The organism is Chryseobacterium candidae (assembly GCF_004916905.1).
In the GTDB taxonomy this organism is placed as follows: Bacteria; Bacteroidota; Bacteroidia; order Flavobacteriales; family Weeksellaceae; genus Chryseobacterium; species Chryseobacterium candidae.
The window spans coordinates 1-16810 of record NZ_SDLV01000015.1 but is presented as its reverse complement, the minus strand read 5'-3'; the positions used below and the strand labels follow the sequence as shown (position 1 = coordinate 16810).

The 16810-nt window shown below is 36.9% G+C and carries 13 protein-coding genes; 11 read left to right on the top strand and 2 right to left on the bottom strand.

Annotated elements, in window-relative coordinates; all coding sequences use genetic code 11:
* Positions 1–51: 51 nt before the first annotated feature.
* Positions 52–822: a 16S rRNA (adenine(1518)-N(6)/adenine(1519)-N(6))-dimethyltransferase RsmA gene (gene rsmA, locus EK417_RS07765; RefSeq protein WP_076595661.1), complete on the bottom strand. Its 771-nt coding sequence runs from the start codon at positions 820–822 to the stop codon at positions 52–54.
* Between the two features lie 91 nt (positions 823–913).
* On the opposite strand from rsmA, the gene EK417_RS07760 reads away from it, so the two are divergent.
* The 5 genes from EK417_RS07760 to rluF all read left to right on the top strand — a co-directional run bounded on the left by EK417_RS07760 (position 914) and on the right by rluF (position 4690).
* A complete protein-coding gene (locus tag EK417_RS07760; RefSeq protein ID WP_076595660.1) occupies positions 914–1813 on the top strand; it encodes a cell division protein FtsX in 900 nt (299 codons plus the stop codon).
* A gap of 2 nt (positions 1814–1815) precedes the next feature.
* Entirely contained in the window at positions 1816–2112 is a 297-nt protein-coding gene (locus EK417_RS07755) for a DUF3098 domain-containing protein (RefSeq protein ID WP_076595659.1), read from the top strand.
* A gap of 95 nt (positions 2113–2207) precedes the next feature.
* Complete coding sequence (locus EK417_RS07750; RefSeq protein ID WP_076595658.1) at positions 2208–3026, top strand: undecaprenyl-diphosphate phosphatase; 819 nt, start codon at positions 2208–2210, stop codon at positions 3024–3026.
* A 20-nt stretch (positions 3027–3046) separates the two neighbouring features.
* Positions 3047–3745: a tRNA pseudouridine(55) synthase TruB gene (gene truB / locus EK417_RS07745; protein WP_110367608.1), complete on the top strand. Its 699-nt coding sequence runs from the start codon at positions 3047–3049 to the stop codon at positions 3743–3745.
* Between the two features lie 222 nt (positions 3746–3967).
* Positions 3968–4690 carry a 23S rRNA pseudouridine(2604) synthase RluF gene (gene rluF, locus EK417_RS07740; RefSeq protein ID WP_136521824.1) on the top strand — a complete coding sequence of 241 codons (723 nt, stop codon included), beginning with the start codon at positions 3968–3970 and terminating at the stop codon, positions 4688–4690.
* A 220-nt stretch (positions 4691–4910) separates the two neighbouring features.
* On the opposite strand, the gene EK417_RS07735 is transcribed toward rluF, so the two are convergent.
* Positions 4911–6170 carry a helix-hairpin-helix domain-containing protein gene (locus EK417_RS07735; RefSeq protein WP_168801949.1) on the bottom strand — a complete coding sequence of 420 codons (1260 nt, stop codon included), beginning with the start codon at positions 6168–6170 and terminating at the stop codon, positions 4911–4913.
* A gap of 364 nt (positions 6171–6534) precedes the next feature.
* Between EK417_RS07735 and EK417_RS07730 the strand changes: the two genes are divergently transcribed.
* The 6 genes from EK417_RS07730 to EK417_RS07705 all read left to right on the top strand — a co-directional run bounded on the left by EK417_RS07730 (position 6535) and on the right by EK417_RS07705 (position 16485).
* Positions 6535–8136, top strand: a complete 1602-nt coding sequence (locus EK417_RS07730; protein ID WP_136521822.1) for a T9SS type A sorting domain-containing protein — start codon at positions 6535–6537, stop codon at positions 8134–8136.
* A 4-nt stretch (positions 8137–8140) separates the two neighbouring features.
* Entirely contained in the window at positions 8141–8680 is a 540-nt protein-coding gene (locus EK417_RS07725) for a hypothetical protein (protein WP_136521821.1), read from the top strand.
* 33 nt (positions 8681–8713) lie between these two features.
* Positions 8714–11212, top strand: a complete 2499-nt coding sequence (locus EK417_RS07720; protein ID WP_136521820.1) for a hypothetical protein — start codon at positions 8714–8716, stop codon at positions 11210–11212.
* An 11-nt stretch (positions 11213–11223) separates the two neighbouring features.
* A complete protein-coding gene (locus EK417_RS21390) occupies positions 11224–12339 on the top strand; it encodes a hypothetical protein (RefSeq protein WP_228457910.1) in 1116 nt (371 codons plus the stop codon).
* 9 nt (positions 12340–12348) lie between these two features.
* A complete protein-coding gene (locus tag EK417_RS21295; RefSeq protein ID WP_136521819.1) occupies positions 12349–15840 on the top strand; it encodes a DUF6443 domain-containing protein in 3492 nt (1163 codons plus the stop codon).
* Positions 15841–16104: 264 nt separating this feature from the next.
* Entirely contained in the window at positions 16105–16485 is a 381-nt protein-coding gene (locus tag EK417_RS07705; RefSeq protein WP_136521818.1) for a hypothetical protein, read from the top strand.
* Positions 16486–16810: the final 325 nt, after the last annotated feature.

Here is a 16810-nt window from a genome sequence, read left to right as displayed (position 1 = left end):
TATAATGTATTCAACAAAAAAGCTCCCGGTAAAGGAGCTGATAATGATTGTTTATTGATTTTGTTTCCACAGATTCGCAAAGTGAATAAAATCTGCTACGCTAAGTTCTTCCGCTCTTTTATCTAAAAACTCGTGTCCTTTTAAGGCTTCCGGAATATTGAGCATTTTTAAAGCATTTGACAGCTTTTTTCTTCTTTGATTGAAGCCTGTTTTTACAATTTGTTTAAACAGAACTTCATTGCCTGCAAGCCCTTCCTTCGGGTTTCTTGTAAGCCTGATCACTCCCGATTTTACTTTTGGCGGAGGGTTGAAGACATTCTCATGTACCGTAAACATATAAGATACATCATAATAAGCCTGTATCAGAACCGAAAGAATACCGTAATCTTTAGTTCTCGGAACAGCAGCTGTTCTTTCCGCTACCTCTTTCTGGAACATTCCTACCATTTCCGGTATTAGCTGGTAATGATCTACAATCTGAAACAGGATCTGTGAAGAAATGTTATAAGGGAAATTTCCAATGATTGCAATCTGATCATCTTTGATAAAACTGAAATCCTGCTTCAGAAAATCTCCTACAAAAGTCTCTTCAGTTACCTTTGTATAATTGTTTTTCAGGTATTCGATAGATTCTGTATCTATTTCGGCAAGATAAATCTTCTGATCCTTTTCAAGAAGATATTTGGTAAGAACGCCCATTCCGGGACCTACTTCCATAATGTTGGTATAGTTCTCAAAACTAAGACCTTCTACGATTTTTCTTGCGATATTTTCATCTGTCAGGAAGTGCTGTCCAAGATGTTTTTTTGCTTTTACACTCAAAGTTTTTTATGATTTTATTAACAGTGATTTTCTTTATTTCGTCCCAAATTTCGGAAGATTTTTTCTATTTTAGCCAAAAATTTTAATATTAATGGCTAAATCTGTAGATGAATTTAATAAGAAAAGGCTTCGGTCCAGCAATATTACAGTAGTGATAAGTATTGCCTTAGTGTTATTTTTGTTAGGATTAATGGGGCTTATTCTGATTAATGCCCAAAAGTATTCTGACTATATCAAAGAACAGTTGGTGGTGAATGCCTACTTTGATGAAAACTATGACGCTAAAGATTCTGTAAAAATTGCAAAACTTGAGGATGAAACTTTTAAAAAGGTACAGTTATTAGCTCCTGTAAAAAAAGCGACTTATATTTCAAGGGATATGGCGGCTAAAGAAGCCAAAAAGACTATGGGAATCGACAGTGATGCATTGTTCGAAGAAAATATTTTTCCATCTTCAATTGAAGTTGCTTTAAAACCGGAATTCGTGGATCCCGCAAAAATTGATGAAGCCATCAAAGAGATCAAATCCGTTCCTGGAATTATCGATGTTAAAAATGACAGTACTTTGATGGTGGATGTTTACAATAACCTGAGCAGAATTCTGAAATGGATTTTAGGATTTTCAATTCTGTTCCTGATATTGGCGGTTGTATTGATCAACAATTCTATCCGTCTTAAAATATTCTCGAAGAGATTTATTATTAAAACAATGCAGCTGGTAGGAGCGAAAAGAAGATTTATCCTTAAACCTTTCATTGTGGAGGCTATTATTTTAGGAGCTATCGGTTCTTTAATAGGTCTTCTTGCTTTGGGCGGAGTCTGGTATTATTTCACAAGTCAGATTGGCTCTGCTTTCGTACAGGACAACAACCAATACTTCTGGTTAGTAATCCTCGTACTTGGTGTTGGAATTTTTATTTCTGTCTTAAGTACGATTTTCGCTACATGGAGATTCTTAAAATCAAACGTTGACGATTTATATTACTCTTAATAATGAGCAAAAAAACAAATAAATTTTCCGCTTCAGACTTTGGACATGAAGCTGAAGTACCACAGGAAAACGCTTTCTATTTCGGACAGCAGAATTTCAAATGGATGCTGATAGGATTGGCATTTATTGTAGTAGGATTTCTACTGATGATGGGACCGGATGCCAATACGGTAGATGGAAAATTTGATCCTGACTCATGGAATGACGGTATCTTTTCTATCAGAAGAATCAGAATAGCACCTTTATTTGTTGTTATAGGATTTGCCATAGAAGTGTATGCGATCTTAAAAAGAAAATAAATAAATTTTTACATTTTTGAGATTAAGAGATTAAGAAATTGAGAATTATATTCTGAATTTCCGGATCTCTTAATCTTTTAATTTTTTTAAAGAATATGGATTTAATCAAAGCAATTATCATTGCCATTGTAGAAGGACTGACAGAATATCTTCCGATTTCCTCTACAGCACATATGGGATTTACCGCCAATCTTATGGGGTTGGAGGAAACAGAATTTTTAAAAATGTTTCAGGTGTCTATTCAGTTTGGAGCTATTTTATCTGTGGTAGTAGCCTACTGGAAAAAGTTTTTTGATTTAAATAATATTCAGTTTTATTTTAAACTTGCGTTTGCCGTAGTGCCGGCTTTGGTATTGGGATATTTATTCGATGATAAAATTGAAGCCGTTCTTGGAAATCAGATTGCCATCTCTTCTGTATTGGTTTTAGGGGGTGTTGTTTTACTGTTTGCTGATCAATGGTTTAAAAATCCTAAGATTGATGATGAAAAAGGAATTACCATAAGAAAAGCAGTTACCATCGGTTTCTGGCAGTGTCTTGCCATGATGCCGGGTACAAGCCGTAGTGCAGCCTCTATTATCGGGGGAATGACTCAAGGGCTTACCAGAAAGGCAGCTGCAGAATTCTCTTTCTTCCTTGCTGTACCTACGATGCTGGCCGTAACAGTGTACTCAGTTTTTGTTAAAACCTGGGGAAAAGAGACCGCAAATCCGCAGAAAGGATATGAAATGATCATGTCTTCACAGGATCACATTATGATCTTCGTTGTAGGAAATATTGTAGCATTTATCGTAGCACTTATCGCGATCAAGGCTTTCATCGGAGTGCTTAATAAGTATGGATTCAAACCTTGGGGCTGGTACCGTATTTTTGTTGGGATTGCCCTGTTGATTTATTTTTATTTCTTTAAATAAGAAATCTTTTATACCCATTCATGACTGCTGAAGAACTGAAATCAGGATACATTTTTTTATTGGACAAACCTTTGGACTGGACTTCCTTCCAGGCTGTCAATAAAATGAAATATAAACTTAAAAGGGAATTTGATCTTCCTAAAAAATTTAAAATCGGACACGCCGGAACTTTAGATCCCAGAGCAACTGGGCTTCTTATCGTCTGCTGCGGAAAATTTACTAAGAAAATTCCTGAAATTCAGGATGCTCCTAAAGAATATTGGACAGAGATCAAAATTGGAGTACAGACGGAATCCTATGATACTGAAAAACCTGAAATTCTTCAACAGGATATCTCGCATATTACTGAACAACAGGTAAAAGAAGTGCTGGAAAAATTTGTTGGAGAAATTGAACAGAAGCCACCCGTTTATTCAGCGATTAAAATTGATGGCGAAAGAGCTTATAACCTTGCCAGAGCTGGTGAAGAAGTGGAAATGAAAGCAAGAAAAACAACGATCCATTACATCAGGGATATTAAAATCGATTTTCCTTTAGTGAGTTTCATGGTAGGATGTTCAAAAGGAACGTATATCAGAAGTCTTGCCCATGATATCGGGCAGGAATTGGGAGTTGGAGCCTATCTTACACAATTAAGACGTACCAAAATTGGTGATTATGCCATTGAAGATGCTACAGATCAGTTCCTGAATAATGAGTACAGGTTTGAGGGGCTGTAATAATCAAACCAACAGTTCTCAATATATTTTAAGGATATAATTTTCTTCCTAAATTTGCAGTAGGAAATACAAAGTTAGTTCCTGTTCAAAAAAGATTGACCCAGGAAGGAGGGATTATTTTTGAATTACCTATACAGAAAACGAGATGACGGTTTTTCCATAAGTTTAAACTATGGAAGTACTATTTCAGCAATAAAAATGATACCGGTTACGGAAAGACTAATGGAAAAGACACGTATTAATAAATATTTATCAGAAGCAGGATACTGTTCCAGAAGAGCAGCAGATAGGCTATTGGAGGAGGGCAGAATTAAGATAAACGGGAAAATTCCTGAAATGGGAACCAAAGTTTCTGATGAAGATCTTGTAGAAGTAGACGGAAAACCCATCAGAGAGCCACAGGAAAAACCTGTGTATATCGTTTTTAATAAGCCGGTAGGAATCGTTTGTACTACCGATACCAAACGTGAAAAAAATAATATTGTAGATTATATCAACCACCCGAAAAGAATTTTTCCTATCGGAAGGTTGGATAAACCAAGTGAAGGACTTATTTTCTTAACGAGTGACGGTGATATCGTCAATAAAATTCTGCGGGCACGCAATAATCACGAAAAAGAATATATTGTTCGTGTAGACAAACCTGTCACTCCAAGATTCCTGGAAAAAATGAGAAATGGTGTTCCTATCCTTGATACTGTGACTAAGAAATGTGAGGTAGAGAAGATTGATGAAATGAATTTCAGAATTATCCTTACTCAGGGACTCAACAGACAGATCCGAAGAATGTGCGAATATCTTGGATATGAAGTGAAAAAACTGAAACGAATCCGTATCATGAATATCAAACTTGATTTGCCAATCGGGAAATGGAGAGATATGACCGATGAAGAACTTAACACGCTCAACTCTTTGCTGGCAGATTCCAGCAAAACCTTTGATTAAAATATAGAAAGATCCTTTACTGTTTACTTTCTCAATTTTCCGGTATTATACACCGGAAATCTTATTTTCTTCTATTAACTAGATCCCGATGGGATCAAATCCAGCTCCAGAGGAGCGACCTGTTAATTCATGTCTTAAATATTGCTATTTTCAATGTATTTGTACTTTTTATCGGGCAGTAATGTTCCGAAATAAGACTATAGAGAAGTTTAATCCGGTATTATTTTATATATAACTTCATTCTTCCTTCATATTCAGGTTTTAGTTTTAAAAGTTTCCATATTTTTTTATCATCAGGGTTACTGATCCGGTAGAATATGATTTTGTCTGCCGAATATTTGAAATAAGGATGATTTTTAAGCCATTCCTCGGGTGCCTCTACTAATGAATATCGGGGAACATTTGACGTATTCAGTGGAGCTATGGAAATCAGTTTTTGAACCAGATCCTGATCGATGTTGTAAGTGCTTAGAATTTGCTGCTTATTCATGAAACCTCCCAGTTTGTTTCTGAAACCAATCACTGAACCAGCACTTCTTTCATCCAGTCCGAATTCAATAAGCTGTTTAAAAGTAATGGTATTAAGATCTGTTTTTGAAAAATCTGTTTTTTCCTGTTGTTTTTCCTGAAGTTTGACATACGGTTTCATTTCCTGAAATTTCTCTGCGGAAATTACAAAACATTTCTGCAGGTCGTCCAGACTTTTAAAGCTTCCACGTAAATTCCGGACCCGGTAATTGATGATTGTGGCTGCTTGTTTTTCTGAAAATCCAAGTGCTTTCCAACCTTCTAAGTCCAACTGATTAGGATCAAATGGATGATATTGAATTCCAGATTTTACAGTATTATTCTTCGTGAAATTTCTGAAGTTTTCCGGAGTTTTTGCGGGCAGTAAAAGATAAGGTTCAAGTTTGCTGTAATTTTCCGGAGAAATGATAAAACATTCTTTAAACTTTTCCTTACTTATAAAACTTCCTCCGAGATAATTTTTATACTTTATAATGGCTTCTGCCTGCTTTTCACTAAAGCCCATCTTAAGCCAATCTTGTGAAGAAAACTGATCAGGATTGAATTTTCCTGATATCAGAATTTCTTTCTTTCCGCGCGTAGTGAATCCTTTCGGATCTTTTTTTTCTGCTGTTTCAGGAAGTAAAATGAAAGCCGCCAGCTCACTAAACTTATCTTCAGAAATAGCATAACATTTTTTCAACTGTTCTTTTGAACTAAATTTTCCCCCTAAGATATCTTTATACTTAAGAATGGTAGCAGTCTGCTTCTCTGAAAATCCAAGTTTCAGCCACTGTTCTTTGTCAAGTGTATTGGGATCAAAATCTGATAGATTCGCTGATAGTGAAGCATTTGAAATGAACGTAACTTCAGGGAACGGTTCTTTTTCATGGCTGGTATATTTCTGATATACCAATAAAACAGTCAGCAATGTGACCATCAACGCCAATTTCTGGTAATAGCTTTTTCTCATTATGGAGTAAACTTATAGATAAAAATAAAGCGCGACAATAGCTGATAATGAAATGGTTAAAGATTGTATAGAGATTGTATTTTTATTCTTTAAAAGCTAATAGGAATCTTGCTTTTTAGGTGATATAATTTCGTAATTGATACTGAAATACTCTGATTTGATTTTTATTTTTTAACACGACACCTTCTGTCGCTCAAAGAGGATATTTTTGTATCAGAATGAAATAAAATTTAATATAAATAAACAGGATTTGATTATTAATAGTATGATTTACATTAAAGCACACAAGAGTGATTTTCATGTCTTAAAAAGCATTAAATTCGCGAAGTTTTAAGAAACTAATTACTAACTCAGAAAACATAGAATGAAAAAAATCTATCTCGGTGCATTCACTTTATGCACAGCCCTGGGCGTATCTGCTCAGGAAGTGGTATGGCAGAAAGACATCCAATCTTCTACCCAGGATTTTCTAAGCCAGGTTACTACAACCATTGACGGACAGTATCTTGTCTCAGGAAGTTCCATTCAAAGCGATAAACTTCAACAGAACAGCAAACAAAACAACGGTTATGATTTTCGCCTGATAAAATTAAATCAGCAGGGAGAACAGGTTTTTGAAAAATACTTTTCAGGAAACAATCATGACTATCTATCTTCAACTGTCACTACTCAGGACGGTGGTTTTCTGATTTCCGGAACGTCATATTCAGGAAAAGGTCTTGACAAAAAGGATGACTCTAAGGGAGGCTCAGACATTTGGATGATCAGAATCAATGAATTTGGAGACCAATTGTGGCAGAAAACATTAGGAACTTCTTCGGATGAAGAAGCAAGAGCCGTGATTCAGACTACAGATCAGGGATTTATTGTAGCTGGCAATGTACAAAACTCCTCTAAAGGTTACGGCTCAAAAGATGTTTTGATCATTAGATTAGATAAAGACGGAAAAGAGCTTTCCCAATTCATTTTAGGCGGAAAAGGGTTAGATGAAATAGAGAAGATGATTCCAACCAGAGATGGCGGTGCTTTATTGGGAATGTATTCAAGGAGTTCTGAAGTAAAGGAAGGAATCGGGAAGCTGGAGGCTGGAAGCAGTGTGAAGACCGGCTCTTATTCCAAAGCCAGCAGCAACTTCGGTGAAGGTGACTATTGGATTGTCAAGTTGGACAAAAACGGAAAAGTGGAATGGGAAAAGAATTTTGGAGGGAAAGGTGATGATCATTTGAGAACCCTGGCATTAACTTCAAATGGCTTCATCATTGGCGGAGAATCCAGATCGGAAAGATCAGGCAACAAAACTGTAGGTATTGAAGAAGGAACGGACCTTTGGCTGATCTCTTTGAATGAAAGAGGGGAAGAACAGTGGCAGAAATCCTACAATTTTAAAAACAGAGATATCCTGATGGGAATGAGTGTGATAAGCGGGAAGATGGAAGATGGAAGCGAGAAGTCTAAAGGCATCTTATTGGGAGGTTATACCCAGGCTGAAGGAAGAATACAGACCTATGACGAAACTTTCTGGATGCTGTACCTTGATCCAAACGGCAATGAACAGTGGAGAAAGCATATCACCGGAGAATCCAGAAAAAAAGAGGAACGGCTTTCAGACTTAAAGCTGAACAGAGACGGCTCTATTGTTCTGGCAGGAACCAGTGCAGAAGAACTGGGCAAAGAAAACTGGAAGATTGTAAAACTGGGAGATAAGCAGGTTGACCAACTGATCGAAAAATATGACATCAAAATCTATCCGAACCCTGTTTCTGATTATGCGTATGTGGAAATCGGCTTTGATTTCAAGGATGCAGAGATTTTACTCTACGATATGTCAGGTAGACAATTACAAAGTATTAAAACGAAGAACAGAGTGACTAAGATGAATACCCAGGCTTTGGTGCAGGGAGCTTATCTGGTGACGATAAAAACGGATAATAATAAAACAGCGAATGCTAAATTGATTAAAAAATAAACTGATGAAGAAATATTTAACCTTTTCCGCATTGACTTTAGCAGCCTATTTTCTTCAGGCACAAGTTAATAGTGGAAAACCATACAGCCCCATAATTTTCAGTAACAGTCCCATTGCGGCGAGCTTAGGACAATACAACCCGACCTCAATAGATTTATTTTCCGGACAACCGAATATCAGTTTTAATCTTTTTAGCTTTTCGAGGGAAGGATATGATCTGAGCCTGGATCTCTCCTATAACCTGGCATCTATAAAACCTGATATTCTACCTACATGGACAGGCACGGGATGGAATCTTAATGCAGGAGGAGTGATCACCCGTTCCGTGAACGGCGGTGTGGATGAAGTGATGGTGGGAATGAATGGTGAGACGGTACCAAACAGATATTCTTATTATGATCATTTCAACACGTTGGATAATGATCAGTGGGATACGGACGCAGCACTAGCGCAATTTACCAGTAACAACCGTTCTATAGGAGGAGGAACCAGGACAGTATATCCTGCACCTGATGAATTCAACTTCAATGTGAATGGAATGTGAGGGACTTTCTACAAAGACCATAAAGGAAAATGGGTGATCGCATCCGGAGATTTTAAAGACATTAAAATTGAAGATGAACTGGCCACAGACTTTTCTTTATATGAAGATGGACGCCATGCCGTTAATACTAAAACCCATAAAATCAAAAGGATTATTTATGGTTTTACATTGACTGACCAAAAAGGAATCCGCTATATCTTCGGTAAAACGCCTCAGTCCATTGAATTTTCCGCAACACCTTATATTTCGCCCGCAGATCCCTATAATCCACATTTTATCGCCAATTCATGGTTTTTGACAAAGGTTATCCTGCCAAGTAATTTTGAGATCACCTTTAACTATTTGCGGGAAAATAAAGCCTTGTTTAAGATGCACCATACTTTTGCATCAATGGATTATAAGATAGGCAATGCAACTGCCGGCGGGCATCAGAAAATAACTAAAAATCCTGAACGTACTTTTGTGGTCTACCCAAAAGATATCAATATCAATAATATTTATACGATCGAGTTTCTTAAAAGTACAGCAAATGTTGCGCAGTATAATTTTATTGATATAAATAATACGCAGTGGAATACATCTTTCGGATATTCACATCATTTCCGTAGCGATATTATGGCTGCAAAACAATTTTACAAACTGGATAAAATTTCTATTAAAAAGGATTCAGTGATTGAAGAGGTAAGCTTTTCCTACCTGGAGGATCCTGCTAAAAAATTATTCCTGACAGGCTTTAACAGAAATGGACAGTCATATCAGCTGGAATATTACTCTACCGACTTACCTGGGTTTAACTTGATGAAAAATGATCATTGGGGATATTTTAACAACAAAACTTACCTGGGTACAGTTACTCCGGCTAATGGATTCAGATATTCGCTTGATCAGATGAAAAATGTACTGCCTGCCTATAAAGAAACTGATCCGACCCAATTAACCCTGGGAGTATTGAAAAAAATTATTTACCCGACAAAAGGTTCTAATGAATTTGTGTATGAACCACATGATTACAGCAAGGTCATTGATGTACAAAGCACAACGCCTTATGAATTTGTCCTGGAATCTTCTGCCAACAAAATTGCCGGAGGTCTCCGGATTAAGAAAACAATAACCGCCCCTGGGGATGGCCAGAATATTGTAAAGGAATATTTTTATACTGATACAGGAACCCCTACGGGAGCTTCCTCAGGAATATTGTCTGCCAAACCGGTTCATTTTGAAGAGGACCGGAACAGTACTGCACATCAATACCGTTTTGCTGACATGCCGGTTCTTCAGGATAATAATACAAAGGGTAAGCATGTGGTCTATAGTAAGGTGACAGAAAGAGTGGGGGGAACAGATTTGGGAGGTACCACCGAATATGTTTTTTCCAACAGTGATAATGGGTTTATTGACAAACGGGCTAATAGCATTGCCTTTATGTCTTTTGGAAATCAGGCCACCTATAATAATTTAAGACACCTTAAATACAATTCCCTGGAATCTGAAAGAGGCAAACCCCTGAGTGTGACCAAAAAAGACAAGGACGGCAAAATAGTACAAAAAACTACCTATAAATACAACGATGCCCCTGCCAGGTTTAACAGTACAGTCAGGGCTTACGATTTTCAGGACAATGTGTATGGTGAACCTATTTCTCACGGGGTATTTACCCAGCTGAGCGGAATGGCTGAATTGGTCAGGTTATCTGCCTATAATATTTACAGCTATAACCCTTACCTCAGTGAAAAACAAGATGTGTATTACAAAGATAATGTTGCTTCTGTAACCGAGACCACAAAATATGCTTATGGGAGCAGTCAGCATAACCAGTTGACATCTCTTGTTTTTACTGACACCACAGGTTCCCTTACCACTTCCAGCTTTAGCTATGCCCATGAAAAGGGAAATCAGCTGATGATCACAAAAAATATGATTGGAATTCCGCTGGAAACCATCAGTACCAAAACAGAAGGTATAGTAAGTAAAACATTGTCAAAAACAGGAACCATTTACCCTTTGAATCAGACAGAAGCCAATATCAAAACAGCAGGTTTGGTTTTACCCATCTCTGTTTTATCGTACGATCTCCAGAACAGTAATTCTTCTTTTGCCGAAATTACCTACGACAAATATGATCTGAAAGGAAACCTTCAGCAGTACACTACCAAAGCAGGTATTTCAACAACCATCATCTGGGGATACAATAATACCCAGCCCATTGCCAAAATAGAAGGCGCCAAATTAACAGACATCCAGCAGTCTTTAATTGATTCCATTGTTACTGCTTCTAATACAGATGCAGCAGCTGCAGCTAATAATGATGAAACGTCCCTTTTATCTGTATTCAATACCTTCAGAAATAGTTTGCCAAACTATCAGATTACCACTTACACTTATGATCCGTTAATTGGTGTACGAAGTATCACCCCACCATCCGGAATCAGGGAAGTATATCTTTATGACTCGGCAAACAGGCTTAAGGAAATCAGGGAAAACAGCCAGACAGGTAACCTATTAAAAGAATTTAAATACAACTATAAACAATAAAAACTCAAATTATGAAAAAAATAATAGTCATTGCAGGAATTTTAGCAGCTCAATTGTCTTTTGCACAGTTATATACATCAGCAGGTGTTGTTAACCAGACCTCTACGCCTACTTCTCCTAATGTAGGAATTGGGGTTCACGATCCTCATTCCAATCTGGAAGTTGGTAACCAAAACGGAGGGAAAATAACGATTTCAACCGGAGGATGGAGCGGTACTTCTGCCATTCCTAAATACCCTACGTTAGAATTTGCAGGATATTCTAATTCTCCTAAGGCAAGAATCACTGCTACTGAAGAAAGTGGAAATACAGGCGGATCAAAATTTTCTATTGCAGTTCATGATGCAACTAACATGGTTGAACGATTTTCAATTCTTCAGAATGGAAATGTTGGATTGGGAAGTCCGCAGCCAAGAGAAAAACTGGACGTTTTAGGAAATATTGTAGCGGGTGCTACAGATTCAGCATTAGGGATCAATGCATTTGCAATACGATATGTAAAAGGATCATTGAATAACTGGGGATCATTACGAAGTTCATCTTCTTCATATATGAGTTTTGGAGTAAAAGCGGACGGAGCAAATGTAGGTTGGTTATCCAGCAGCGGGGAAGCAAGTCTTGCAAAAACAGCTATTACTGTAGGAAATGAAGGATTTAGTTTCCTGACTGCATCTTCACAGCAGGTAGCGATAGATTCTCCTGTAACACTGAATGAGATCATGAGAATTAATATCAACGGAAATACATCACTACAGGGTAAATTTGAAGCCAAAGAAATCAAAGTAACCTTAACCCCAACAGCTGACTTTGTATTTGAAGAAAACTATAACCTTCCCAATCTGGAAGAGGTAGCCCAACATATTAAAGAGAAAAAACACCTTCCAGAAATAGCTTCTGCCAAAGTGATGGAAAAAGAAGGAGTAAATGTTGGTGAATTTCAGATCAAATTATTACAAAAAATTGAAGAACTGACTCTGTATGCTATTAAACAGGAAAGACAATTAAAAGATCAGCAGGAAAAAATACAAAAATTAGAAGGAGAGAATTCAGATCTTAAAAACGCTGTCTCCGAAATTAAGCAATTGAAAGAGCAATTCCTTATGATGAAGTCCAAAACAACCTATTAATATAGAGAAATGTATAAGAAAATATATCTAAGCATTGGGTTGCTGTTGAGTCTTCATCACTTTGGACAGGTGGTTTTATCATCTCCTCCCGCTCCGAATACTGAAGTGGCCGACCCTCAGAGTATACGTATGCTTCCGGGCTTTAAATTCAGCTCAGCTAATGGAACTTTTCGGGCTTACATTGGAGGATCATCATCTGGCAATGGAGAAACTTATACTCCCATTACAGTCAATTATTCGTCTAGCCTTCCAACGGCGGAAAATTATGTCTATACCAGACAGTATTTAGTTCCGACTGCTGTTTCAGACGGATCTCTTCAGCAGATACAGGGTATACAGTTTTTTGACGGTTTGGGAAGACCTAAGCAGACTGTGAGTATTAAATCTACTCCTGGCGGAAAAGATCTGGTAACGCATATTCCTTATGATAATTTCGGAAGACAGGTAGACAGCTGGCTTCCGGTTCCTATGAACTCATTGAGTGGGAATATCCAGACCAATGTAGAAGGCAGTGCCAATAGCTACTACCAGTCTAACGGCATTAATGATTCTTTTCCTTTTAGTCATAAAACACTGGAAAACTCTCCACTTGACAGAGTGTTGAACCAGAAAAACCCGGGAACTGACTGGCAGAACAAACCTGTTGTTTTTGGATATGAAGCCAATGTGGCAGGTGAAGTTAAAAAATTTACCACTGTTACCACATGGGTGGATGGAGCTACTTCTTCTCAGCTTGTATTATCCGGCACATACGGCGATGCCCAGCTTTATAAAAATACGGTAACCGATGAGGATAATAATAAAACTGTAGAATTTAAAAATGGCAAAGGTCAGACGCTTTTGGTAAGAAAGATTGTCAGTGCTTCAGAAAATGCCGATACTTATTACGTTTACAATGAATATGACCAGCTGGCATTTGTGATACCTCCTTTGGCTTCGGCTTCAGCAGCAGTTTCCGCTTCAGCATTGGAACATCTTTGTTATCAGTATAAATACGATGGCAAAAAAAGACTGGTAGAAAAGAAACTTCCAGGGAAAGGCTGGGAGCAGATGGTTTACAATAAAAAAGATCAGATTATTCTCTCCAGAGATACTGTTCTTAAAAATGGAATTGCCAATTTTTCAGCGGATCAGTCATGGTTGTTCACCAAATATGACCGTTTCGGAAGAGCAGTCTATACAGGAATTACCCGGGATACCAATCCAAGAAATAGCATACAGAATACGATTGATAATCTATCTGCCGATACTTTTGAAACCCGTGGCGGAAGCTTTACGCTGAATGGAGTTAGCATTGAATACGGAAATACTTCTTATCCTACAGCAGTTGATAAGCTTCTAACCGTCAATTATTATGATACCTATCCTCAGGAAGCTCCGGCAGTGACTGCTGTTTTAGGACAGGAAGTTTTACCGCAGACCACACAGAATTCTACGGTAAGTACTAAGAGTCTTGCCACGGCTTCTTATGTTAAGAATATCGAAAATGACGGCTGGACAAAATCATTTACCTACTATGATAAGAAAGGAAGAACAATTGCAACCCATTCTTTGAATCACCTGGGAGGATATACCAAAACCGAAAGCTTCCTGAAATTTTCAGGAGTACCGGAGTATAGCCTTGTTGAACATAAAAGGTCTGCAAACGATACCAAAGTAAATATCAAAGAAACTTTTGAATATGATCACCAGGAAAGACTGGTAAGACACTGGAATCAGGTAAACGGAGGTGCTCAGGAACTGTTGGCAGAAAATCTGTATAATGATCTGGGGCAGCTGCGGACTAAAAATGTAGGAAATACTATAGGCAGCCCACTGCAAAGTATAAAGTATGCCTACAATATCAGAGGCTGGATGACAAAAGTGAATGATCCTGCCAATCTGCAGAATAAGCTTTTTGCTTACGAATTGCGTTATAACAATCCTAACAATCAGTTTTCAGGTTCAGCAAGATATAATGGAAATATTTCCCAGATGTCATGGATTACCCAAAATGATGCGGTGCTGAGGAATTACTCCTATGAATACGATGCCCTTAACCGACTTAAAGAAGGCCGTTTCTGGGATGCCATGAATTTAGAAAGAGGAGAATACCACGAGCAGTTGACCTATGACCTTAACGGAAATATAAAAAGCCTTTTAAGAAGAGGAAGACAGCTTCCGGGATATACCGCCCCTGAAGTAATGGACAATCTGGAATACTATTATGAAAACGGGGAACAAAGTAATAAGCTATCTTACCTTAAAGAAATAGGCACCGGAAATGCTATCAGTGGATATCCGTTAGCATCAGGAAGTACAGGAAGTACTATTACTTATGATATCAATGGAAACATGACAACCCAATTGGATAAAGGAATTTCCTCCATCCAATATAATTATCTAAATTTACCAGGTAAGATTACCCAGAATTCCAAGGTAACTGATTATATTTACAGAGCAGACGGCGTTAAAGTAAAAAAGGTTTTCGGTACAGAAACAACCGATTATCTGGATGGTTTTCAGTATGTAAATTCTACATTAAAATTCTTCCCAACAGCAGAAGGATATTTTAATGTTGAAACCGGAAAGTATGTTTATAACTATACGGACCATCTTGGAAATGTCAGGTTAAGCTATGCTAAGAATGGAGCAGGAACAGAGATCATTGAAGAAAGTAATTATTATCCGTTTGGATTGAAGCATGAAGGATATAATGTATTAACCGGAAATTCAGCGTATAAATATAAGTACCAAGGACAAGAGTTGCAGGAGACTGGTTTTTACTCGTTTAAATGGCGAAATTACATGCCCGATGTGGGGAGGTTTTTTAATGTAGATCCAATTGCTGAAAAATATCCTTATAATTCTACTTACGCTTTTTCTGAAAATTGTGTAGTAAATTCTAGAGAATTGGAAGGATTAGAAAAAGTGCTAGCAATTTTTTATACAGGTGGTTTTCAGGGTAGAGCGCAAACCATACCCTCTTCTTCACAAGCAGGAACAGCAGGGCAATTATTTGATTATGCATCTTCTAATGCGAAAGGAAAAGGCTATGAATTCAAAGGAGCCATTATTGCATCAGGTGCAACTAATAGCTCCAGTGTTTCTAAAGGAGCAGACTTCATTGAAAATAATTATGAAAAAGGAGATGTTGTCATTACGTATGGATATAGTTATGGAGGCGACAATGCTATGGAGCTCGGCTCGGAACTTAAGGATAAAAATATTCCCGTTCAATTATCAATGATTGTTGATTCATCAGACGGAATATTTAAAAATTCGACTGTTAAAACTGATGTTTCAGATAATACCAAAATGGTAGTAAATACTTATCAAACAACGCCAGACCCAACTACATCTGCAAAAGGAGAACCTTTAACAGCAGATAATAAAAATAAAACGACAGTAATAAATACTAATTTAACATCGAAGACTACTACACATCAGAATATTGATGAAAAAGCATTAAATATAAATAAAACGGCAATTGATGTTTCTTTAGTAAAAATCAAAAATTAATTATGAAGCAATATTTATATTACCGCATATGTGTTTTGTTGATAATTATGGTGGTTTGGTATTTAATTTACCTTGCCAAAATATCTGATTATTCTATTAATTATGGATATGAATTCAAAGCACTATTGTTATCGTCTATCTTTAGCATATTTTTACTTGTTATGTTTTTTTATAAGAAAACATTTTATAAGAAAAACATTTTTTATAACACTTTGTTTTTAATTACATCATCCCCTGTATCATTGTTATGTTTTATCCAGATTTATGTGGAAATTTTTGGTCCTTTTTTTAAATTTTAATGCTTATAGTATATTAAATATTAGTGTAAATAATACAGATGCAGAATTAAGTAAAATTATGATGGATCGTTCTACAGAAGAACTTGCTATAGTTTCCGATGACATTGCTTGGTTTTCTGATTCCAACGATTGGGCAATAATTGGTTCACGAGATTGGGAGATAGCAGTAGTAGGATTTACTTCTTTAGAAACTAAAGAAATTTTTATAAAATCTTTTGGAGAAAGTGCTGATATGTTTACCAGTGTAGAAAAACAGGCAGAAATTTTAGATGAGATGTTAAACTTCAATAATAATGAAAAAAATGAATATTACAAATTAGCTAAAAATTATATTGATAAGGTTTAATAAATACTAAATAAATTTTACTACCCGGCTACCGCACGAATCCTTTCGTGTGGTAGATAAAGATAAACCCACTGCAACTGCGGTGGGTTTTATTTTTGGCCCAGAAACCTGAAATCCTGCTAACCATTTAATAAACCGTTTCCAGTCACTTAGAAAGTTCGTTCAGCCCCTCGCTCCCGCACGATTGCATCGTGTGGTGAAGCTATAATTATAAAACCACACTGCACAGCAGTGGTTTTTGTGTTTATAAACAGGTTCTGGTAATTATTTCCTCCATCTAATATAATTATCTAAATTTACCTGGAAAAGTTACCCAAAACTCCAA